The 22,035-nt window shown below is 71.9% G+C and carries 19 protein-coding genes; 18 read left to right on the forward strand and 1 reads right to left on the reverse strand.

Translation table 11 applies throughout. The annotated features are described in order from the left end of the window. Positions 1-9 precede the first annotated feature (9 nt). The 14 genes from ASG70_RS11015 to ASG70_RS20210 all read left to right on the forward strand — a co-directional run bounded on the left by ASG70_RS11015 (position 10) and on the right by ASG70_RS20210 (position 15,724). A complete protein-coding gene (locus tag ASG70_RS11015; protein WP_056883823.1) occupies positions 10-1,557 on the forward strand; it encodes a UDP-N-acetylmuramoyl-L-alanyl-D-glutamate--2,6-diaminopimelate ligase in 1,548 nt (515 codons plus the stop codon). Then, positions 1,554-2,978, forward strand: coding sequence for a UDP-N-acetylmuramoyl-tripeptide--D-alanyl-D-alanine ligase (gene murF / locus ASG70_RS11020; RefSeq protein ID WP_056883824.1), 1,425 nt, complete (start codon positions 1,554-1,556; stop codon positions 2,976-2,978). The genes ASG70_RS11015 and murF overlap by 4 nt, the downstream gene beginning before the upstream one ends. Further along, positions 2,975-4,057, forward strand: coding sequence for a phospho-N-acetylmuramoyl-pentapeptide-transferase (gene mraY / locus ASG70_RS11025; RefSeq protein WP_056883825.1), 1,083 nt, complete (start codon positions 2,975-2,977; stop codon positions 4,055-4,057). Before murF ends, mraY begins: the two co-directional genes overlap by 4 nt. A gap of 60 nt (positions 4,058-4,117) precedes the next feature. Continuing rightward, positions 4,118-5,638 (forward strand): UDP-N-acetylmuramoyl-L-alanine--D-glutamate ligase, encoded by a 1,521-nt coding sequence (murD, locus tag ASG70_RS11030; protein WP_056883826.1) that lies wholly within the window; start codon positions 4,118-4,120, stop codon positions 5,636-5,638. Between the two features lie 2 nt (positions 5,639-5,640). After that, positions 5,641-6,903, forward strand: a complete 1,263-nt coding sequence (gene ftsW, locus ASG70_RS11035; RefSeq protein WP_056883827.1) for a putative lipid II flippase FtsW — start codon at positions 5,641-5,643, stop codon at positions 6,901-6,903. Beyond that, positions 6,903-8,060: an undecaprenyldiphospho-muramoylpentapeptide beta-N-acetylglucosaminyltransferase gene (gene murG, locus ASG70_RS11040; protein ID WP_056883828.1), complete on the forward strand. Its 1,158-nt coding sequence runs from the start codon at positions 6,903-6,905 to the stop codon at positions 8,058-8,060. Before ftsW ends, murG begins: the two co-directional genes overlap by 1 nt. Continuing rightward, positions 8,057-9,496 carry a UDP-N-acetylmuramate--L-alanine ligase gene (gene murC, locus ASG70_RS11045; protein WP_056884159.1) on the forward strand — a complete coding sequence of 480 codons (1,440 nt, stop codon included), beginning with the start codon at positions 8,057-8,059 and terminating at the stop codon, positions 9,494-9,496. The genes murG and murC overlap by 4 nt, the downstream gene beginning before the upstream one ends. Continuing rightward, positions 9,493-10,365: a cell division protein FtsQ/DivIB gene (locus ASG70_RS11050; RefSeq protein ID WP_056883829.1), complete on the forward strand. Its 873-nt coding sequence runs from the start codon at positions 9,493-9,495 to the stop codon at positions 10,363-10,365. The genes murC and ASG70_RS11050 overlap by 4 nt, the downstream gene beginning before the upstream one ends. Before the next feature lie 257 nt (positions 10,366-10,622). Further along, on the forward strand, positions 10,623-11,882 hold the full coding sequence (gene ftsZ / locus ASG70_RS11055; RefSeq protein ID WP_056883830.1) for a cell division protein FtsZ: 1,260 nt from the start codon (positions 10,623-10,625) through the stop codon (positions 11,880-11,882). 101 nt (positions 11,883-11,983) lie between these two features. Beyond that, positions 11,984-12,709: a peptidoglycan editing factor PgeF gene (pgeF, locus tag ASG70_RS11060; RefSeq protein WP_056883831.1), complete on the forward strand. Its 726-nt coding sequence runs from the start codon at positions 11,984-11,986 to the stop codon at positions 12,707-12,709. Then, a complete protein-coding gene (locus ASG70_RS11065; RefSeq protein WP_056883832.1) occupies positions 12,706-13,410 on the forward strand; it encodes a YggS family pyridoxal phosphate-dependent enzyme in 705 nt (234 codons plus the stop codon). Before pgeF ends, ASG70_RS11065 begins: the two co-directional genes overlap by 4 nt. Before the next feature lie 75 nt (positions 13,411-13,485). Beyond that, positions 13,486-13,974, forward strand: a complete 489-nt coding sequence (locus tag ASG70_RS11070) for a cell division protein SepF (protein ID WP_056883833.1) — start codon at positions 13,486-13,488, stop codon at positions 13,972-13,974. Between the two features lie 87 nt (positions 13,975-14,061). Continuing rightward, positions 14,062-14,349, forward strand: coding sequence for a YggT family protein (locus tag ASG70_RS11075; protein ID WP_056883834.1), 288 nt, complete (start codon positions 14,062-14,064; stop codon positions 14,347-14,349). Positions 14,350-14,455: 106 nt separating this feature from the next. Beyond that, positions 14,456-15,724 carry a DivIVA domain-containing protein gene (locus ASG70_RS20210; protein WP_056883835.1) on the forward strand — a complete coding sequence of 423 codons (1,269 nt, stop codon included), beginning with the start codon at positions 14,456-14,458 and terminating at the stop codon, positions 15,722-15,724. Between the two features lie 192 nt (positions 15,725-15,916). Here ASG70_RS20210 and ASG70_RS19985 read toward each other — a convergent pair whose 3' ends face one another. Beyond that, on the reverse strand, positions 15,917-16,264 hold the full coding sequence (locus ASG70_RS19985) for a hypothetical protein (protein WP_235531448.1): 348 nt from the start codon (positions 16,262-16,264) through the stop codon (positions 15,917-15,919). On the opposite strand from ASG70_RS19985, the gene ASG70_RS19990 reads away from it, so the two are divergent. From ASG70_RS19990 to dnaE, 4 genes are all read left to right on the forward strand, one after another. Further along, the gene (locus tag ASG70_RS19990) at positions 16,227-16,775 is read left to right on the forward strand and encodes a TraR/DksA C4-type zinc finger protein (protein ID WP_235531449.1); all 549 of its coding nucleotides are present in this window, start codon (positions 16,227-16,229) and stop codon (positions 16,773-16,775) included. The two genes, ASG70_RS19985 and ASG70_RS19990, sit on opposite strands and share 38 nt — an antisense overlap. Then, entirely contained in the window at positions 16,748-17,404 is a 657-nt protein-coding gene (gene lspA, locus ASG70_RS11095) for a signal peptidase II (protein ID WP_056883837.1), read from the forward strand. Before ASG70_RS19990 ends, lspA begins: the two co-directional genes overlap by 28 nt. Next, positions 17,397-18,320 (forward strand): RluA family pseudouridine synthase, encoded by a 924-nt coding sequence (locus ASG70_RS11100; RefSeq protein WP_056884161.1) that lies wholly within the window; start codon positions 17,397-17,399, stop codon positions 18,318-18,320. Before lspA ends, ASG70_RS11100 begins: the two co-directional genes overlap by 8 nt. A gap of 102 nt (positions 18,321-18,422) precedes the next feature. Then, a complete protein-coding gene (gene dnaE / locus ASG70_RS11105; RefSeq protein WP_056883838.1) occupies positions 18,423-22,028 on the forward strand; it encodes a DNA polymerase III subunit alpha in 3,606 nt (1,201 codons plus the stop codon). The last annotated feature ends 7 nt before the right edge of the window (positions 22,029-22,035 follow it).

The following is a 22,035-nucleotide window of genomic DNA, read 5'->3' on the forward strand; positions in this document are numbered from 1 at the left end:
TCGCTGTCCGTGCCTTCCCCCCGACCGGCGTCCCCGCACGCCATCGCGCTCTCCGCCGTGGCGTCCCTCGTGGACGGCACCGGCTCGGGTGCAGACGTCGAGGTGACGGGGGTCACCCTCAGCTCCCAGGACGTCGTCCCGGGTGACCTCTACGCCGCCCTTCCCGGTGCGAACACCCACGGCGCCCGGTATGCCGCCGGCGCCCTCGCCGCCGGCGCGGTCGCGGTCCTCACCGACCACGCAGGGGAGCAGGTGCTCGCCGAGGAGGGTGTCGACGTCCCGCGGGTCGTGGTCCAGGACCCGCGCGGTGTCGTGGGCGCCGTCGCGCGGGAGGTCTACGGCACCGCCGACCCCGCCCTGCGCCTCGTGGGGGTGACCGGCACGAACGGCAAGACCACCACGGCCTACCTCGTGAACTCCGCCCTGACCGCGCTGGGGCACACCACCGGCCTCATCGGCACAGTCGAGACACGCATCGGGGACGAGCGGGTCAAGAGCATGCGCACCACCCCCGAGGCGACCGTCCTGCACGCGCTGCTGGCCGTCATGGTCGAGCGGAGTGTCGACTTCTGCGTGATGGAGGTCTCGAGCCACGCCCTCAGCCAGCACCGTGTCGACGGGGTCGTCTACGACGTCGCGCTCTTCACGAACCTGTCGCAGGACCACCTCGACTTCCACCCCACGATGCGCGACTACTTCGAGGCCAAGGCGTCGCTGTTCACGCCGGAGCGGTCGCGCCGCGGCATCGTCTGCGTCGACGACGAGTGGGGCCGCGAGCTCGCCGGCACCGCCGGCGTGCCGGTCACGAGGCTGACGTCGCGCGCCGACGTCGACGCCGACTGGCGGCTCGTGGCGGGGGAGGACCCGGCCGGCTTCACGCTGTCCGACGGCACGACCACCCTACGACTGCGATCGGCCCTGCCCGGCGACTTCAACCGGGTCAACACCGCGATGGCAGCCCTGGCGCTCATGGCCTCCGGCATCACCGCCGAGGACACCGAGCGGGCGTTGCTCGTCGACCCGCACGTCCCGGGGCGCATGGAGCGGGTGGCGCCGACCCGCGTGGCCGCCGACCCCTCCCTGCCGTTGGTCGTCGTCGACTACGCCCACACACCCGACGCCGTCGCCGCTGCCCTCGCGGCGCTCCGACCGGCCACCACCGGGGCGCTGGTCGTCGTCCTCGGTGCCGGCGGTGACCGCGACCGGGGCAAGCGTGCCGCCATGGGCCGCGCCGCTGCGTCCGGGGCCGACGTCGTCGTCGTGACCGACGACAACCCCCGGTCCGAGGACCCCGCGGCGATCCGCCGTGCAGTCCTTCAGGGGGCCCGGGACGCGGGCACGGACGCCGAGCTGCACGACGTGCAGGGGCGCGCCGCCGCCATCGCCGCCGCCGTGCGTGCCGCCCACCGTCACGGTCCGGGGAGCGTGGTCGCCGTGGTCGGCAAGGGTCACGAGACCGGCCAGGAGGTCGCCGGCACGGTGCACCCCTTCGACGACCGCGTCGAGGCCGCCAAGGCCTTGGACGCCATCAGCCTCGAGCGCGGAGGAGTCGCGTGATCCCGTTGTCCCTGCAGGAGATTGCCACCATCACCGGTGGGAGGCTGCACGGCATACCGGAGGACGCGGCCGACCGGCTCGTCGTCGACGGCCCCGTCGTCACCGACTCCCGTGAGGCCGGCCCCGGCGGTCTCTACATCGCCCGCGTGGGCGAGCAGCAGGACGGCCACCGGTTCGTCCCCGCCGCAGCAGGGCTCGGCGCGGTCGCAGCGCTGACCACCCGCGAGGTCGACGACCTCCCGTGCGTCGTCGTCGACGACGTGCAGGCCGGTATGGCGTCCCTCGCCAGGGCGGTCGTCGACCGCCACCCTCAGCTCACCGTCATCGGCATCACCGGCTCCTCCGGCAAGACCTCCACCAAGGACCTGCTCGCGGCGGTCCTGTCGACCGACGCACCGACGGTGGCCCCGGTCGGCTCGCTCAACTCCGAGGTCGGGGTGCCGCTGACCGTCTTCCGCGTCACGCCGCAGACCCGCTACCTCGTCGTGGAGATGGGTGCGCGCGGCATCGGGCACATCCACTACCTCACGACCATCGCCCCCCCGCGGATCGGGATCGAGCTCAACGTCGGCTCCGCCCACGTCGGCGAGTTCGGGTCGCGCGAGGCGATCGCCGTCGCCAAGGCCGAGCTCGTGGCCGCCCTGCCCGAGGACGGCCTCGCGGTCCTCAACGCCGACGACCCCGCCGTGCGGGCCATGGCCACCCGGACCCCCGCCCGCGTCCAGCTGGTCGGCACCGCCACGGACGCGGTGGTCCGGGCCACCGACATCACGCTCGACGCCGCCGGCCGGCCGTCCTTCACCGTGCTCACCCCCGTGGGGGAGGCGGCCGCCACGCTGCCCCTGCACGGCGAGCACCACGTGGGCAACGCCCTCGCCGTCGTCGCCACGGCGCTGGAGTGCGGGCTCGACCTCGACCCCGTCGTCGCGGCGCTCGCCACGGCGACGCCGGCCTCCCGGTGGCGCATGGAGGTCGTCGAGCGGGCCGACGGGGTCACCGTCGTCAACGACGCCTACAACGCCAACCCCGACTCGATGCGCGCCGCCCTCAAGGCGCTCGCCGCCATGGGTGGGGAGGGGCGCCGCACCTGGGCGGTCCTGGGCTCCATGCTCGAGCTCGGTGACGAGTCGACCGCCGAGCACGACGCCATCGGGCGGCTCGCCGTGCGGCTCAACATCTCCCGGCTCGTCGTGGTCGGCGACCTCGCGCGGCCCATGGCCAGCGGGGCCCAGCACGAGGGGTCGTGGGGCGAGGAGGCCGTCTGGGTGCCCGACGCCGACGCCGCACACGACCTGCTCGTCGAGAATCTGCGTCCCGGTGACGTCGTGTTGTTCAAGTCCAGCCGCGACGCCGGGCTACGGTGGCTCGGAGACCGGGTGGCCGCGCAAGCCGGTCCCGACAGCGAGGAGGACGCGACGTGAAGGCGGTCCTGATCGCTGCCGTCGTCTCCCTGGTGGGCGCGCTGTTCGGCACCCCGATGTTCATCAAGTTCCTGGTCAAGCAGGGCTACGGGCAGTTCATCCGCGACGACGGCCCCACGTCGCACCACACCAAGCGCGGCACGCCCACCATGGGTGGCGCGGTCATCATCGGCAGCAGCCTCGCCGCCTACGCGCTCGCGCACGTCGTCACCGGCACACCGCTCACGTGGAGCGGTGTCCTGGTGCTGTTCCTCATGACCGGCCTCGGCCTGGTGGGGTTCCTCGACGACTACATCAAGATCTCCAAGCAGCGCAGCCTCGGCCTGCGGTCGGGGGAGAAGCTCGCCGGGCAGACCCTGGTCGCGGTGGTGTTCGCGGTGCTCGCGCTGCAGTTCCCCAACGCCAAGCACCGCACCCCGGCGTCGACCTACGTCTCGTTCGTCCGCGACACCCCGGTCAACCTCGCCTTCGCGGGCAGCCTGGTGGGGCTGATCCTGTTCGTCATCTGGGCCAACATCATGATCGCGGGAACGTCCAACGGCGTGAACCTCACCGACGGCCTCGACGGCCTGGCCACCGGCGCCTCGGTGATGGTGTTCGCCGCCTACGTCCTCATCGGCATCTGGCAGGGCAACCAGAACTGCCAGATCACGCCGGGCCTGAAGTGCTACGAGGTCAGGGACTCCCGCGACCTCGCGGTCGTCGCGGCCGCGGCCATGGGCGCCTGCTTCGGTTTCCTGTGGTGGAACGCCTCGCCGGCCAAGATCTTCATGGGGGACACCGGTTCCCTCGCCCTCGGCGGCGCGCTGGCGGGCCTGGCGATCACCACCCGGACCGAGCTCCTCGTGGTCATCCTCGGTGGCTTGTTCGTCACCATCACCCTCTCGGTCATCATCCAGGTCGGCTCGTTCAAGATGACCGGCAAACGGGTGTTCAGGATGGCGCCGCTGCAGCACCACTTCGAGCTGCTGGGGTGGAACGAGGTCACCATCGTCATCAGGTTCTGGATCATCGCGGGGCTGTTCGTCGCGCTGGGGCTGGGACTCTTCTACGCCGAGTGGGTCGTCGGGGCGCAGTAGCCCCGGACAACCGGTCCCACCCGGACACGCAGTGGCACGAGCAGTGAGGAAGCAGCAGCAGTGAGCAGCACACCGGTCGGCGGACGGCTCGACGGGCTGACGGACGGCGGCGCGGACTGGAGCGGCCTGCGGGTCGTCGTCGCGGGCCTCGGCGTCAGCGGGTTCGCCGCCGCCGACGCCCTCCACGAGCGCGGCGCCCACGTCGTGGCGGTGGACGGGGGCGACCCCGAGGCCAACACCGGCCTGGGGGAGCGCGCCCGCATCCTCGACATCCTCGGGGTCGACGTGCGCCTCGGGCCCGACCACGTCGCCGCCCTCCCGGCCGACGTCGTCCCCGACCTCGTCGTGACCTCCCCGGGCTGGCGCCCCACCCAGCCCCTGCTCGCGCAGGCCGCTGCTGCGGGCATCCCGGTGTGGGGGGAGGTGGAGCTCGCCTGGCGCATGCGGGCCGCCGTCGGCCCGGCCCCCTGGCTGACCATCACCGGCACCAACGGCAAGACCACGACCGTCACCATGCTCGCGGAGATGCTGCGCGCCGCGGGCCTGCGCGCGACCGCGGCCGGCAACGTCGGCACCCCGATCCTCGAGGCGGTCCTGCACCCCGACCCCTACGACGTCATCGCCGTGGAGCTGTCCAGCTACCAGCTGCACTGGTCCGACAGCCTGGCGCCGCACGCCTCGGCCTGCCTCAACGTCGCCCCCGACCACCTCGACTGGCACGGCTCGTTCGAGGAGTACGCCGCGGCCAAGGGCAAGGTCTACGCCAACACCAAGGTCGCGTGCGTCTACAACGTGCAGGACGCCACGACCGAGCGGCTCGTCATGGAGGCCGAGGTGCAGGAGGGTTGCCGGGCGATCGGCTTCACCCTCGGCACGCCCGGCCCGTCGATGGTGGGCGTCGTCGACGACATCCTCGCCGACCGCGCGTTCGTCGAGCAGCGCAAGACCTCGGCGGCCGAGCTGGCCACCCTCGACGACGTGCGCGGCTCGGCCGCCACGCTCGCGCCGCACAACCTCGCCAACGCCCTCGCCGCCGCGGCCCTCGCACGTGCCTACGGCGTCCCGCCGGTGGCCGTCCGCGACGGCCTGCGCGCGTTCCGCCCCGAGCCGCACCGCATCGCCGACTGCGGCGAGGTCGACGAGGTCCGCTACGTCGACGACTCCAAGGCCACCAACCCGCACGCCGCGCTGGCGTCGCTGCAGTCGTTCGAGCACATCGTCTGGGTCGCGGGCGGGCTGCTCAAGGGCGCGGAGGTGGACGACCTCGTCCGCGAGGCGGCCCCGCGCCTGCGGGCCGTGGTGCTGCTCGGCGCCGACCGGGAGCGCCTCGCCGAGGCACTCGCCCGACACGCGCCGGATGTGCCGGTCGTCGACGTGCCCAGCACGGACACTGGTGCCATGGATGTCGTCGTCGCGCAGGCCGCCGGGCTGGCCCAGCCCGGCGACACGGTGCTCCTCGCCCCGGCCGCCGCGTCGATGGACATGTTCACCGACTACGGCGCCCGTGGCGACGCGTTCGCCGCCGCGGTGGACCGTCGCCGCACGTCCGGCGGCCGGTCGACCGGGCCGCAGGGGGAGTAGCCGTGAGCGCCACCGCCACGTCGTCCGGGGCCAGGCCCGCGGCGCGTCGCGAGGAGTCCGGCCGCGTCGGCAGCTGGCTCCAGCGGCTCGACTCGCCCGTGACCAGCTACTACGTCCTGCTCTCGGTCGCGGTCGTCCTCGTCGTCATCGGGCTGATCATGGTGCTGTCCGCGTCCTCGGTGATGTCGTTGGTCCAGACCAACAACGGCACGCCATACCTCTACTTCCGCAAGCAGCTGCAGTTCGCCCTCATGGGGGCCGTGGCCATGGGCATCGCGGCCCACGTCCCGGTCCGGACCTGGAAGGCGCTGTCCGTCCCGATCCTGCTCGTGGCCCTGTTCATGCAGCTCCTCGTCTTCACCCCCCTCGGCATCTCGGTCAACGGCAACCGCAACTGGCTCGCTGCCGGGCCGGTCACCGTGCAGCCGTCGGAGTTCGCCAAGGTCGGCCTCGTCCTCGTGGGCGCTGCCGTCCTGTCCGCCAAGCGCCGCTCGCTCGGCAAGCTCGGCCACGTCGTGGTGCCGTTCCTGTTCCCCGCGTCGGTGGCCACGATCGGGCTGGTTCTCGCCGGCCACGACCTCGGGACGGTCATGGTCATGGGCGGTGTCGTCGCCGCCGTGCTGTTCGCCGCCGGGGTGCCGCGCCGGCTGTTCGTCTGGGGTGCCGCGTCCTTCACCACGCTCGCGGTCCTCATGGTCGTCACCAGCCCCAACCGGCTGGCCCGCTTCGACGTGTGGCTGGGCAAGGACACCGACCCGTACGGCGCCGCGCGCCAGCCGCTGCACGGCCGCTACGCCCTCGCTGACGGAGGGTGGTGGGGCGTCGGCCTCGGCGCCTCGCGCGAGAAGTGGTCCTGGCTGCCGGAGGCCCACAACGACTTCATCTTCGCCATCCTCGGCGAGGAGCTCGGGCTCCCGGGCACCCTGGTCATGCTCGGCCTGTTCTGCGCGCTGGCCCTGGTCTGCTACCGCATCGTGCTGCGCACCAAGGACACCTTCGTCCGCATCGCCACCGCCGGGGTCATGGCGTGGATCGTGTGCCAGGCGATCATCAACATCGGCGCGGTGATCGGCCTGCTCCCGGTCATCGGCGTGCCGCTGCCCCTGGTCTCCTACGGCGGGTCGTCCCTCATGACCTCGATGTTCGCCCTGGGCATGCTCCTGTCGTTCGCACGCCAGGAACCCGGCTGCCAGGAAGCCCTCTCGGCCAAGCCCTCGGTGGTGCGCCGGTCGCTGGCCGTGCTGCCCGGACGACGGGGACGCTGATGACGACGACGACACCCGCCTCGGTCCTGCTGGCCGGTGGGGGGACGGCGGGGCACGTCTCACCGCTGCTCGCCCTGGCCGACTGCCTGCGCCGGCGCGACCCCGACATCCGGGTCACCGCCCTCGGCACCGAGACCGGCCTCGAGAGCCGGCTCGTCCCCGAGCGCGGCTACCCCCTCGTGGTGGTGCCCAAGGTGCCGCTGCCCCGCAAGCCCTCGGCCGACCTGCTGCGCCTGCCGCACAGCCTCCGTGCGGCGGTCGACGCGGCCGCGCGTGCCATCGACGAGGCGGGAGCCGAGGTCGTCGTGGGCTTCGGCGGCTACGTCTCGACGCCGGCCTACCTCGCCGCCCGGCGGCGCGGCATACCCATCGTGGTCCACGAGCAGAACGCCCGCCCGGGCCTGGCCAACCGGGTCGGGGCGCGGCTGACCCACCACGTCGCCACGACGTTCGCCAGCACCTCGCTGCCCCACGCGACCGTGGTCGGCATGCCCCTGCGCCAGGAGATCAGCCGGCTCGACCGGGCCGCCAGCCGCGCGGAGGGCCTGGCCCACTTCGGCCTCGAGGAGCACTGGCCGACCGTCCTCGTCACCGGTGGTTCGCTCGGCGCACAGCGGCTCAACACCGCGTTCGAGAGCCGGGCCGCGTCGCTCAGCGGCGCCGGTGTGCAGGTCCTGCACCTCACCGGCGCGGGCAAGGAGTTCACGCCGCAGCGGGCCGAGACCGGGCCGCCGTACGTCGCCCTGCCCTACACCGACCGGATGGACCTCGCGTACGCCGCCGCCGACCTCGTCGTCGCGCGCGCGGGGGCCAACACGGTGTGCGAGCTCACCGCCGTCGGCCTGCCCGCCGTCTACGTCCCGCTGCCCATCGGCAACGGCGAGCAGCGCTACAACGCCGCCGACGTCGTGGCCGCGGGCGGTGGCATCCTCGTCGCCGACGCCGACCTCACCCCCGGGTGGGTCGACCTCACCCTCGCCCCGCTCGTGGTGGACCACCCGCGGCTGGAGACCATGGCGGCCGCCGCCGCCGGCGTCGGCACCCGCGGTGCCGACGAGGCGCTGGCCGACCTGGTCGTCCGGGCCTGGTCCGAAGGCACGTCCGGGGGCTCGTCGGGGTGCTCGTCAGGGGGCTCGTCAGGGGCCGGCCGACGATGAACGGCGAGAACCAGCGGTTCACGTTCACCGACCCCGTGCCACCCCTCGGCGAGCTCGGGGCGGTGCACTTCATCGCGATCGGCGGTGCCGGGATGTCCGGTGTCGCCCGCGTCATGCTGGCCCGCGGGTGCCGCGTCTCCGGGTCCGACGCCAAGGAGTCGCCCGTGCTCGCCGCGCTGGCGGCCGAGGGTGCCACCGTGCACGTCGGTCACGACGTCTCCCACCTCGACGGCGTCGACACGGTGGTCATCTCCTCCGCCATCCGCGAGTCCAACGTCGAGCTGGCCGAGGCCCGCCGTCGGGGGCTGCGGGTGCTGCACCGCTCCCAGGCCCTCGCCAGCACGATGGCCGGCTCCCGCCGGGTCGCGGTCGCAGGGGCCAACGGCAAGACCACGACCACCTCGATGCTCACCGTCGCCCTGCAGCACTGCGGCGTCGACCCCTCCTTCGCGGCGGGCGGCGAGCTGGCCAAGCACGGCACCAACGCCCACTGGGGCACCGGCGACGTCTTCGTCGCCGAGGCCGACGAGAGCGACGGCTCGTTCCTCGTCTACCGCCCCGACGTCGCGGTCGTCACCAACGTGCAGGCCGACCACCTCGACTTCTACGGCACGTTCGCCAACGTCCAGCAGGCCTACGCGCAGTTCGTCGCGTCAGTGAAGCCGGGCGGCCTCCTCGTGGCCTGCCACGACGACGCCGGCTCGCTGGAGCTGGCCACCGCTGCCCGGGCCGCGGGCACCCGGGTGCTGACCTATGGGTGGTCACCCGAGGCCGACGTCGTCCTGCGCGACGAGGTGTCGCGCGGCCTGATGAGCCGGGTCACCGTGGCCGGTCCGGACGGCGAGGACCGCGCGCTGCGCATCAACATCCCCGGACGCCACAACCTGCTCAACGCCGCCGCGGCCTACACCGTCGCCGTCGAGGGCCTGGAGCAGGAGCCGACCCGGGTGCTCGACGGGCTGTTCGGGTTCACCGGCACCCGGCGCCGGTTCGAGCCCAAGGGCACGGCCGCCGGCGTCACGGTCGTCGACGACTACGCGCACAACCCCGGCAAGGTGTCGGCCGTCGTGTCGACCGCGGCCGAGCTGGTGGGAGAGCAGGGCCGGCTGCTCGTCGTGTTCCAGCCCCACCTCTACTCGCGCACCCGCGACTTCGCCGCCGAGTTCGCGCGGGCCCTGGCGCCTGCGGACGTCGTCCTGCTCATGGAGGTCTACGGCGCGCGCGAGGACCCGGTCCCCGGTGTCTCCTCCGAGCTCGTCGCCGACGCGCTGCGCGAGGTCCGTGCCAACGCCGACGTCACGGTGGTGCCGTCCTGGTCCGCCGTGGCCGGCGAGGTCGCGAGCCGAGCCAGGGCGGGCGACCTCGTCCTCACCGTCGGCGCCGGTGACGTCACCATGGTGGGGCCGGAGATCCTGCGGGCCCTGGGGGAGTCGTGAGCCGCCCGCCCTCGTCCACCCGTGCCACCTCGTCGGCCCGGGTCGCCGCCTCCTCCTCCTCCTCCCGATCGACCACCTCCAGCCGACCCACCTCCTCGACCCGACCCACCGCCGGCCGTCCGCAGGAGCGGCCGTCCGGCCGGACGACCGGCCTGGCCTCCTCCGCGGCCCGCTTCCAGCGCCGCGCCCAGGAGGTGCGGCGCCGCCCCGTGCGGCTCGGGGCGTACGCCGCGGGCCTGCTCGTCGTCATCGGCTTCCTGGTGTGGGTGGTGGCGTTCAGCCCGGTCCTGGCGGTGCGCACGGTCGACGTCGTCGGCGTCCCTGCCTCCGAGGTGGGACCGATCAGGGACCTCGCCGCGGTGCGGCTGGGGGAGCCCCTCGCCCGGGTCGACCAGGACCTCGTCGCGGCGCGGGTCGCCGAGCGGGCCACCGTCGCCGACGTCTCGATCGAGCGCTCGTGGCCGAGCACCCTGGTCATCCACGCCAGCCCGCGGGTGCCCTTCCTCGTGGTCAAAAACCCTCAAGGTCAACTAAAGGTTGTGGATGAGGAGGGCGTCGCGTACGCCCAGGTGAGCACGGCGCCCAAGGGCGTCCCGGTCGTCGACGCCGCCAGCGACTCCGCCCTGTCGAAGGACGCCCTGGCCGCCGCCGTCAGCGTCGTGCGGGTGCTGCCGGCGAGCATGCAGCACCGCGTCGGCAAGGTCACCGTGAGCAGCGCCAACCTCGTGACGCTGACCATCGGGCGCACCACCGTGGTGTGGGGCGGCGTGCAGGAGCCGGAGCGCAAGCTGGCCATCATGACGGCACTGCTCAAGGGGTCTCCCAAGGTGGTCGACGTGAGCGCGCCGGACACCCCGGTCACCCGCTGACGGACCCTCGTCGCACCGTGCGGGCCGGCTCTGCGAGAGTGGTGCCAGTGGGGCTGTTGTGACCGGTGTTGCGACAGTCCTGGCAGCCCCGTCGAGAAACCCGGAAATCGGGCCAATCCGTGCTGCGACACGCGGCATGCCTCGTTGCCTGCCTCCCACCCAACGCATAGCGTCGGCGGCACCGGAAAGTTGACATAAGTCTAACCCTCGACTTGACGTCTAGACCCCAGCACCGCATTCAGGAGAGGCCCACCGCCGTGGCAGCACCGCAGAACTACTTGGCCGTCATCAAGGTCGTCGGCATCGGCGGAGGTGGCGTCAACGCCATCAACCGCATGATCGAGGTCGGCCTCAAGGGCGTGGAGTTCATCGCCATCAACACCGACGCGCAGGCGTTGCTCATGAGCGACGCCGACGTGAAGCTCGACGTCGGTCGCGAGCTGACCCGCGGGCTGGGCGCCGGAGCCGACCCCGAGGTCGGCAAGAAGGCTGCCGAGGACCACGCCGAGGAGATCGAGGAGGTCCTCAAGGGGGCCGACATGGTCTTCGTCACCGCCGGCGAGGGTGGCGGCACCGGCACCGGTGGCGCCCCGGTCGTCGCCAAGATCGCTAAGGGCCTCGGCGCCCTGACCATCGGTGTCGTGACGCGCCCGTTCACCTTCGAGGGCCGTCGCCGCGCCAACCAGGCCGAGACCGGCATCGGCAACCTCCGCGAGGAGGTCGACACCCTCATCGTCATCCCCAACGACCGGCTGCTGTCGATCAGCGACCGCGCCGTGTCGATGCTCGACGCGTTCCGGTCCGCCGACCAGGTGCTGCTCTCCGGTGTCCAGGGCATCACCGACCTCATCACCACCCCCGGCCTGATCAACCTCGACTTCGCCGACGTGAAGTCGGTGATGCAGGGTGCGGGCTCGGCCCTGATGGGTATCGGGTCCTCCCGCGGCGACGACCGCGCGGTCCAGGCCGCCGAGCTCGCCATCTCCAGCCCACTGCTCGAGGCCAGCATCGACGGCGCCCACGGTGTGCTGCTGTCCATCCAGGGTGGCAGCGACCTCGGCCTGTTCGAGATCAACGAGGCGGCCCGCCTCGTCCAGGAGGCCGCCCACCCCGAGGCCAACATCATCTTCGGTGCCGTCATCGACGACGCCCTCGGTGACGAGGTGCGGGTGACCGTGATCGCCGCCGGGTTCGACGGAGGGGCGCCCCTCAAGCGCGACAACGACCGGGCCATCGGGCAGATCCAGGGCTCGTCCCGTCCGGCGCAGCAGCAGCCCGCTGCCGCTCCCGCCGGCCAGGCCCAGCCACAGCAGGTCCGCCAGCAGCCCAACCCGATGTTCCAGCCGTCGCAGCCGGCGCCCGCCCAGGCACCGGCGCAGGCACCGGCCCAGACGCAGGCTCCTGCCCAGGCGCCTGCACAGGAGCCGACTGCTCCGCGCGAGCCGGCCGGCCGCCCGCCGCGGACGGTGACGTTCGACGAGGGCGACGACCTCGACGTGCCGGACTTCCTCAAGTAGCCAGCACCGACTCGTGCCGAAGGGCGCCGGATCCCCCTGGGGTCCGGCGCCCTTCGCCTGCCCGGGCGCAACCGTCCTCGGGGGCGGACTAGGTTGGGTCCGTGTTCTTCGCGCGTGGTCAGTCGGGACCGGTCCACTGGGGGTTCACCGACCGTGAGGGTGGTGTGAGCGCTGGGGAGTTCGGGTCGCTCAACCTCGGTGGCCACGTGGGTGACGACCCGCAGGCGGTGGAGACCAACCGCACCCGGGTCGCCGGGGCCATGGGAGTCGACCGGGACCACCTGCTGTTCCTCCAGCAGTGCCACGGCAACGAGGTCGTCGTCGTGGACGGGCCGTGGGACGGCGCCGGCGCGCCGTCTGCCGACGGGGTCGTCACGGCGACCCCGGGGGTCGCGCTGGCGGCGCTGGTGGCCGACTGCACCCCGGTGCTCCTCGCCGACCCCGCTGCAGGTGTGGTCGGCGCCGTGCACGCAGGCAGGCCGGGCATGACCTCGCACATCGTCGACATCGCGGTCGCGCGCATGCGGGAGCTGGGCGCCCAGGAGATCGCTGCCGTGGTGGGCCCCTCGGTGTGCGGTCGCTGCTACGAGGTCCCGCCGCAGATGCGTGACGCGGCTGCGGCGGTCTCGCCCGAGTCGGCGGCGGTGTCGTGGACGGGCACGGCGGCGGTGGACGTCGCCTCCGGGGTGGTGGCACAGCTGCACGCGAACGACGTTGCGGTGCAATGGGTCCCGGGCTGTGCACGCGAGGACGAGCGCCTGTACTCCTACCGTCGCGACGGCCGCACCGGCAGGTTCGCCGGTGTCGTGGTCCTGGCGGCCTCGTGAGCGACCAGGAGCGGCGTACCGAGCTCGAGCGCAACCTGGCGGCAGTCCGTGACCGCATCGCCCGGGCCTGCGAGGGGGCCGGTCGCGACCCCGGCGAGCTGACCCTCGTCGCGGTGACGAAGTTCTTCCCGGCCGCCGACGTCGACCTCCTGGCAGACCTCGGCATCACCGACATCGGCGAGAACCGCGACCAGGAGGTGTCGGCCAAGCTGCGCGACGTCGCCCGGCGGGACGACCTGCGGGTCCACTTCATCGGCCAGCTGCAGTCGAAGAAGGCCGCGTCGGTCGTGCGCTACGCCGACGTCGTGCAGTCCGTCGACCGCCCGAAGCTCGTGCACGCCCTGGAGTCGGCCGCGGCCTCGGCAGGACGAGCCCTCGACGTGCTGGTGCAGGTCAACCTCGACGAGGCGAGGGGGCGCGGGGGAGTGGCGCCCGAGGGTGCGGTCGAGCTCGCCGGCCTGGTCGCTGACAGCGGGCACCTGCGCCTGCGGGGGGTCATGGCCGTCGCGCCGCTGGGGGCCGACCCGGCACCCGCCTTCGCGCAGCTGCGCGAGGTGGCCGGCGCCGTACGTGACAGGCAGCCGGACGCCACGTGGGTCTCGGCCGGGATGAGCGGCGACCTCGAGGCGGCCATCACCCACGGAGCGACACACCTGCGTGTCGGGAGCGCAATCCTCGGAACTCGACAGCCACACCGGTAACTTCGGTCCCGAGCACGGACACGGCAGGACCCGCACGTGTCACCACACACTTTCTGGACACCAAGGGAGCTCTCAATGGCTGGGGCGCTGCGCAAGACGATGGTCTACCTCGGGCTTGCCGAGGAGGACGAGCGCTACGAGGGGTACGACGAGTACGACTACGACGAGCCCCAGCAGCGCCAGGAGCGCCACGAGGCCCCCGTCGAGCGTTCCGCCGCCGTGACGCCCCTGCCGCAGCGGACCCCGGTCGCCCGTGTCGTCCGCGACGTCGAGGTCGGCGCCCTCAACCGGATCACCACGATCCACCCGCGCACCTACAACGAGGCCAAGAACATCGGCGAGAGCTTCCGTGACGGCACCCCCGTCATCATGAACCTCTCCGACATGGACGACGCCGACGCCAAGCGGCTCGTGGACTTCGCCGCTGGACTGGTCTTCGGCCTGCACGGCCAGATCGAGCGCGTCACCTCCAAGGTGTTCCTGCTCTCGCCCGCCCACGTCGAGGTCTCGGCCGAGGAGGGCGCCCCGGCGCCTTCCACGCGCGGCCTGTTCAACCAGAGCTGACCCCGTCAGGGTCGGGCCGAGCCCCCCGGCCCGCCCTCATCCGGCCCCTGGTCCCGCTCCGCGTCCCCGTCATGGCAGGGTGACCCCATGATCCTGGGGACCAGCATCGTCGCCGACGTCATCCGCTTCGTGGTGTTCGTCTTCTTCGTCGTGCTCATCGGGCGGCTGGTGCTCGACTGGGTCCAGGTGTTCGCCCGCGACTGGCGGCCCAAGGGCGTCATCCTCGTCATCGCCGAGGCGATCTACACGGTCACCGACCCGCCGCTCAAGGCCCTGCGCCGGCTCATCCCGCCGCTCCAGCTGGGCGCGCTGAGGCTCGACCTGGCCTTCCTGATCCTCTTCTTCGGCACCAGCATCCTGATGGGCATCCTGTAGCCCGCTCCCCATCCTGCGGGCCCGGCGCCATCCTCTAGGCTGGCACCGACCCAGTCTCTGGGATGCTTGACCTGCTCTGCTCATGCCTGCCAACCGAGGTGACTACATGACGCTCACGCCTGAGGACGTCCTCAACAAGAACTTCACTCCCACGCAGTTCCGTCGTGGCTACGACGAGCGCGAGGTGGACGACTTCCTCGACGAGGTCGTCGCCGAGATGCGCCGTATCGTCAAGGAGTCCGACGACCTGCGGGACCAGCTCAACGAGTGCCGTCAGAGCAAGGGCATGCCGGTCGTCGCCAAGAGCGACGCGGACGCCAAGTCGTCCCAGGAGGCCGAGGCCAAGGCGCTCGAGGACGCGCAGGCCAAGGTGCAGGAGCGCATCAAGGCGATCGAGGCGAAGGCAGCCGAGGCCGAGCAGGCGGCCGAGGCCAGGATCGCCGAGGCGAACGCCAAGGCCGAGGAGGCCGAGCAGGTCGCCCAGGCCCGGGCCGCGGAGGCGGAGCAGGCCGCGCAGGCGCGCATCGGCGACGCCCAGCAGCAGGTCGAGACCCACGCCGGTGCGGAGCAGGCCCGAGCGCAGGAGGTCGAGCAGGCCCTCGCCGAGGCGCAGCGGCAGGCCGACGAGGCTCGCGCCCGCGCCGAGGAGGCCGAGGCCCGCGCCCTTGAGGTGCAGGAGCAGGCCCAGCGGGAGGTGGAGGAGGCGCGGCGCCAGGCGCAGGAGCAGGCGACCGTCGTCCGCGGCGAGGCCCAGCAGGGCGAGCCGGCGCAGGGCGCTGCGGTCCCCGTGGCCGCCGCAGCCGTCGGTGGTGGCGGCAGCGCCGCGGCCCTGCTCGAGATGGCGCAGCGACTGCACGACGAGCACGTCGGCCAGGGCGAGTCCACCCGCGACCGGCTCATCTCCGAGGCCCAGAGCCGGCACGACGACCTCGTCACCGAAGGCCAGAGCCGCCACGACGAGCTGGTCTCCACCGGCCAGAGCCGCCACGACGAGCTGCTGTCCACCGGCCAGACCCGCCACGACGACCTCATCGCCGAGGCCACCTCGCGGCACGAGCAGCTCATCACCGAGGCGCGCGAGCGCTCGACCGGCATGGTCCACGAGGCGCAGCAGAAGAAGGCGCAGATCCTCGAGGAGCTCGGCCGCGAGCGCAGCCTGCTGGAGAAGAAGATCGACGAGCTGCGGACCTTCGAGCGCGACTACCGTGCGCGCCTGAAGAACTACATCGAGGAGCAGCTCGCCGACCTCGACCAGACCGGCCTGGCGCCGGAGGGCTCCACCCTCGAGGACGCCGACGGTGCCGAAGGTGACCGGGGTGACCAGGGCGAGCAGGAGCAGCACGGCGAGCAGGAGCAGGAGCAGGGCGAGCAGTAGGCAGCTCGGTCCCACCGTCCGGAGGGCGCCCACCGCATCGCGGTGGGCGCCCTCCGGCGTTCCCCCTGCGCCCGCGGCGGGGGGGCCGTGGTGTGTTGGCGTTGAGTAGTCGCCGTCCAGCGCTTATCCTCGCGGCACCTGACCGCGCCCCCCCGGGGCGCCCTGCGACCGAGGGGCCTGGCACACCATGGTTCAAAAGGCGAGAGCCACCGCGTCGAAGTCCGCCACGACCAAGGCCACCACCAAAGCCACGACCAAGGCCGCCCCTGCCACGAAGGCCGCGTCGGCGAAGAAGGCTGCGCCCGCTGCCAAGTCCTCTGTCACGAAGGCTGCGCCCGCGAAGAAGGCTGCGCCTGCCGCCAAGCCTTCTGCCACCAAGGCCGCCCCGGCGAAGAAGGCTGCGCCCGCGAAGGCTGCGCCCACTAAGGCTGCGCCCGCGAAGAAGGCCGCGCCTGCCGCCAAGCCTTCTGCCACCAAGGCCGCCCCAGCGAAGGCTGCTGCGGTGAAGAAGGCCGCGCCCGCGAAGAAGGCCACTGCCACGAAGACGGCTCCGGCGACCAAGGCCGCGCCCGCGAAGAAGGCCACTGCCACGAAGACGGCTCCGGCGACCAAGGCCGCGCCGGCCAGGAAGACCGCTGCGACGAAGAAGGCGAGCCCCGCCTCGCTGGTCGTGCGCGACGACGAGTCGCCGTGGACCGCCAAGGAGCTGCGCGAGGTGCGGTCGGAGATCCAGGCCGACATCGCCCACCTGCGCCAGGAGATCACCGTCGCCGAGGCCGACCTCGTGGGCCTGATGCGCGATGCGGGTGACGGCGCAGGCGACGACCAGGCCGACGCCGGGGCCAAGACCTACGAGCGTGAGCAGGAGATCTCGCTGGCCAACAACGCCCGCGACATGCTCGACCAGAACCTGCACGCCCTCGAGCGCCTCGACAACGGCACCTACGGCATCTGCGAGTCGTGCGGCAACCCCATCGGCAAACTTCGCCTTCAGGCCGCTCCTCGTGCGACCCTATGCGTGACATGCAAGACGAAGCAGGAGCGCCGCTGACCGCGGCCGACGCGTCCACCCCCACTCACGACACCACTCCCGGTACGGCCACGGGGACCACAACCGACGACGGAGCCGGCGCCCCGCGCGACCGGCGCGCGCTGTTCCTCCTCCTGGCCACGGTCGCCGTGGTCGCCTACGTGGCCGACCAGGTCACCAAGGTGCTGGCCCTGGACCGGCTCACACCGGGGGAGCCGGTCAACGTCGTCGGTGAGTTCATCCGCCTCAACCTCATCCGCAACGCCGGCGCCGCGTTCTCCATCGCCGACGGCGCCACGTGGGTGCTGACGCTCATCGCGTTCGGCGTGCTGGTGTTCATCATCCGCACCGCGCGGCGGATCGGCAGCCGAGGCTGGGCCTGGGCGCTGGGCATGCTGCTCGGCGGCTCGCTCGGCAACCTCACCGACCGCATGCTGCGCGAGCCGGCCCCCGGCCGCGGGCACGTCGTCGACTTCATCGACTACTTCGGCCTGTTCATCGGCAACGTCGCCGACATCGCCATCGTGTCGGCGGCCGTCCTCATCGGCCTGCTGGCCCTGCGCGGCGTGGGCGTCGACGGCAAGCGGGCCGCCCACCACGGCCGCCACGAGGGTGGAGCCTCCACCACGGGCGGTGGGACCCGTGGCTGACGCCCGCACCCTGTACGTGCCCGACGGCCTCGAGGGCGAGCGCGTCGACGCGGCGCTGGCGCGCCTCTTCGGCGTCTCGCGCACGAAGGCGGCCGACCTCGCGAAGGCCGGCGACGTCCAGCTCAACCACGCCTCCGTCGGCAAGTCCGACCGGGTCAGCGCGGGCGACCTGCTCGAGGTGCTGCTGCCCGGCGTCGAGGACAGCCCCACCCTCAAGGTCATCGCCGAGCCCGTCCCGGGCATGGGGATCATCCACGACGACGACGACATCGTCGTGGTCGACAAGCCGGTCGGCGTGGCCGCCCACCCGAGCGTCGGCTGGACCGGGCCGACGGTGGTCGGTGGCCTCGCCGCGGCCGGGTACCGCATCGCCACGAGTGGGGCGAGCGAGCGCCAGGGCATCGTGTCCCGTCTCGACGTGGGCACCAGCGGGCTCATGGTCGTCGCCAAGTCCGAGTACGCCTACAGCGTCCTCAAGCAGGCCTTCCGCAGCCGCACCGTCGACAAGACCTACCACGCCCTCGTGCAGGGTCTGCCGGACCCGGTCGTCGGCACGATCGACGCCCCCATCGGCCGGCACCCCGGTCACGACTACAAGTTCGCGGTCATGGACAAGGGCAAGCCGAGCGTGACCCACTACGAGGTGATCGAGGCGTTCCGGGCGGCGTCCCTGCTCGACATCCACCTCGAGACCGGCCGCACCCACCAGATCCGGGTGCACTTCGCGGCGATGCGCCACCCGTGCGCGGGCGACCTGACCTACGGCGCCGACCCCACCCTGGCCGCCCGGCTGGGGCTGGAGCGGCAGTGGCTGCACGCGGTGGGCCTGGGCTTCGAGCACCCCGGTACGGGGAAGTACGTCACCTTCGAGAGCCCGTACCCCGAGGACCTCCAGCGGGCGCTCGACCGGCTCTGAGGCCCACCCCACCGGTCGTCGGGGAACCGTTGCGGCGGCCCCGCGCGACACGGCTCGGCGACACGCCGAAGGGCGTCGGTGGGCGGGCTTAGGATCATCTCGATGTCCCCGCAGCCCGCCCCCCAGAGCCCCTCGAACAGCACCGACTCGTTCGTCCACCTCCACGTCCACACCGAGTACTCCATGCTCGACGGGGCAGCGAGGATCGGTGACCTGTTCACCCGGGCCGCGGAGATGGGGATGCCCGCGCTGGCGACCACGGACCACGGCTACGTCTTCGGGGCCTACGAGTTCTGGAAGAAGGCGCAGGGCACGGGCGTCAAGCCCATCATCGGCGTCGAGGCCTACGTCACACCGGGCACCCACCGCACCGACAAGACCCGCGTGAAGTGGGGCGACGAGTCCCAGTCGGGCGACGACGTGTCGGGCTCGGGCGCCTACACGCACATGACGCTGCTGGCCAAGAACAACAACGGCCTGCACAACCTCTTCCGGCTCGACTCCCTCGCCAGCCTCGACCAGGTCTACGCCAAGTGGCCCCGGATGGACCGCGAGCTGCTCAGCACCTACGGCCAGGGGCTCATCGCCACCACCGGCTGCCCGTCCGGGGAGATCCAGACCCGCCTGCGCCTGGGCCAGTACCGCGAGGCGATGCAGGCGGCCAGCGACTTCCGCGACATCTTCGGCGCCGAGAACTACTTCTGCGAGCTCATGGACCACGGCCTCGACATCGAGCGCCGCGTCCAGAAGGACCTCCTGCGCCTCGCCCGCGAGCTCGGGCTGCCGCTGGTCGCCACCAACGACCTGCACTACTCCAGCCCGGAGGACGCCAAGGCCCACTCGGCGCTGCTGTGCGTGCAGTCCGGCTCGACGATGATGGACCCGGGTCGCTTCAAGTTCGACGCCGACGACTTCTACCTCAAGAGCCCGGCCGAGATGCGCCACACCTGGCGCGAGCTGCCCGAGGCCTGCGACAACACCCTGCTCATCGCCGAGATGTGCGACATCTCCTTCACCGAGGGCGAGGGGCGCTTCATGCCCCGCTTCCCCTGCCCGCCGGGGGAGAACGAGGAGAGCTGGTTCGTCAAGGAGGTCCAGAGCGGCCTGATGGAGCGGTTCCCGGGTGGGGTGCCCGACTACGCCACCAAGCAGGCCGCGTTCGAGACCGACGTCATCGTCTCCAAGGGCTACGCCGGCTACTTCCTCGTCGTCGCCGACTTCATCAACTGGGCCAAGAAGAACGGCATCCGCGTGGGCCCGGGCCGTGGCTCGGGTGCGGGGTCCATGTGCGCCTACGCCATGAAGATCACCGACCTCGACCCGGTCCCGCACGGCCTGATCTTCGAGCGGTTCCTCAACCCCGAGCGCATGTCGATGCCCGACTTCGACGTCGACTTCGACGAGCGCCGGCGCGGTGAGGTCATCAAGTACGTCACCGAGAAGTACGGCGCCGACCGCGTCGCGCAGATCGTCACCTACGGCACCATCAAGGCCAAGCAGGCAGTCAAGGACGCCGCCCGCGTCATGGGCCACCCCTTCGTCGTCGGCGAGCAGCTCACCAAGGCGATGCCGCCGGACGTCATGGGCAAGGGCGTGCCCCTGTCCGAGATCTACAACAAGGAGCACAAGCGCTACAACGAGGGCGTCGACTTCCGGGCCCTCGTCGAGTCCGAGCCGCACCTGCAGGAGATCGTCGAGACGGCCAAGGGCCTCGAGGGGCTCAAGCGGCAGTGGGGCGTCCACGCGGCCGGCGTCATCATGTCGAGCGAGCCGCTGATCGACGTCATCCCGATCATGCGGCGGCTGCAGGACGGCCAGGTCATCACCCAGTTCGACTACCCGAGCTGCGAGTCGCTCGGCCTGGTCAAGATGGACTTCCTCGGCCTGCGCAACCTCACGATCCTCGACGACGCCATCGAGAACATCAAGGCCAACCGCGACGAGGACATCGACCTCGACGCGCTGTCCAAGGACATGACCGACAAGGCGACGTTCGACCTGCTCTCGCGCGGTGACACCCTCGGCGTCTTCCAGCTCGACGGCGGCGGCATGCGCACGCTGCTCAAGCTGATGCAGCCCGACAACTTCGAGGACATCTCGGCGGCGCTGGCGCTCTACCGGCCCGGTCCGATGGGCGTCAACGCCCACACCAACTTCGCGCTGCGCAAGAACGGCAAGCAGGCGCTCACGCCCCTCGACCCCCAGCTCGAGGGCAAGCTGCAGCAGGAGATGATCGACGCCCTCGGCCCGATCCTCGGCACGACCTACGGCCTGGTGATCTACCAGGAGCAGGTCATGGAGATCGCCCAGAAGCTCGCGGGCTACACCCTCGGCAACGCCGACCTGCTGCGCCGAGCGATGGGCAAGAAGAAGAAGGAGGTGCTCGACGCCGAGTACGTCCCCTTCTCCGAGGGCATGAAGGCCAAGGGGTTCAACGAGGCCTCCATCGCCGCCCTGTGGGGCGTCCTGGTCCCGTTCTCCGACTACGCGTTCAACAAGGCGCACACCGCCGCCTACGGCCTGGTGTCGTACTGGACGGGCTACCTCAAGGCCAACTACCCGGCCGAGTACATGGCCGCGCTGCTCACCAGCGTCGGCGACGACAAGGACAAGTCGGCCCTCTACCTCGGCGAGTGCCGGCGCATGGGCATCAAGGTCCTGCCGCCGGACGTCAACGACTCGGTGGGCCGGTTCGCCGCCGTCGGCACGGACATCCGCTTCGGCCTCCAGGCGATCCGCAACGTCGGCCACAACGTCGTCGAGGCGATCATCGCCGCCCGTGAGGAGAAGGGCCGGTTCACGTCCTTCAAGGACTTCCTGTCCAAGTGCCCGATCGTCGTGTGCAACAAGCGCACCATCGAGTCGCTCATCAAGGCCGGGGCGTTCGACGGCCTGCAGGAGTCGCGCCAGGGCCTCCTGCGCGTCCACGAGGACTACGTCGACAACTTCGTCGACATCAAGCGCCAGGAGGCCATCGGCCAGGACTCGCTCTTCGGGTCCTTCGGTGGCGACGCGGGCGCGGGGGAGTCGGTCGACTTCTCGGTGCTGCCACCCATCCCGGGCGTGGAGTGGGACAAGAAGACGCTGCTGCAGTTCGAGCGCGAGATGCTCGGCCTCTACGTCTCCGACCACCCGCTGTTCGGCATCGAGCACGTGCTGGCCTCGCACGCCGACACCTCGATCGCGAGCCTCACCGGTGAGGACGGCAAGCCCGAGGGCGCCAACGTCACCATCGCCGGCCTCATCACCGGCCTGCAGGTCAAGCGCACCAAGAAGGGCGACCTCTGGGCCATCGTGACCGTCGAGGACCTCGAGGGCGCCATCGAGTGCCTGTTCTTCCCCTCGGCCTACCTCACCGTCCAGCACGCCCTGACCCACGACGCCGTCGTCGTGGTCAAGGGCCGGGTCAACCGGCGCGACGACACCCCGTCGATCTACGCCTCCGACCTGACCCTGCCGGACATCTCCGAGGGGCCGCGCGGCCCGGTTGTCGTGACCATGGACACCAACCGGGCGACCCAGGCCAAGGTCGAGGAGCTGAAGTCGGTGCTGTCGTCCCACCCGGGCCAGACCGAGGTGCACGTCCGCCTCAGTCAGCCGGGGCGGTCGGTGCTCATGAAGCTCGAGGACGCCTACCGGGTCAACGCCACGGAGGCGCTGTTCGGCGACCTCAAGGTCATCCTCGGCCCGCGCTGCCTCGCCGGCTGAGCGCACC

This window comes from Phycicoccus sp. Soil748 (assembly GCF_001428025.1).
Taxonomy (GTDB): Bacteria; Actinomycetota; Actinomycetes; order Actinomycetales; family Dermatophilaceae; genus Pedococcus.

Bases quoted from the DNA above. Each gene is read 5' to 3' on its own strand.
- murG (WP_056883828.1), top strand. From the start codon at position 6,903: ATGACGACGACGACACCCGCCTCGGTCCTGCTGGCCGGTGGGGGGACG.
- murC (WP_056884159.1), top strand. From the start codon at position 8,057: ATGAACGGCGAGAACCAGCGGTTCACGTTCACCGACCCCGTGCCACCC.
- ASG70_RS11070 (WP_056883833.1), top strand. From the start codon at position 13,486: ATGGCTGGGGCGCTGCGCAAGACGATGGTCTACCTCGGGCTTGCCGAG.
- ASG70_RS11075 (WP_056883834.1), top strand. From the start codon at position 14,062: ATGATCCTGGGGACCAGCATCGTCGCCGACGTCATCCGCTTCGTGGTG.
- ASG70_RS20210 (WP_056883835.1), top strand. From the start codon at position 14,456: ATGACGCTCACGCCTGAGGACGTCCTCAACAAGAACTTCACTCCCACG.
- lspA (WP_056883837.1), top strand. From the start codon at position 16,748: ATGCAAGACGAAGCAGGAGCGCCGCTGACCGCGGCCGACGCGTCCACC.
- dnaE (WP_056883838.1), top strand. From the start codon at position 18,423: ATGTCCCCGCAGCCCGCCCCCCAGAGCCCCTCGAACAGCACCGACTCG.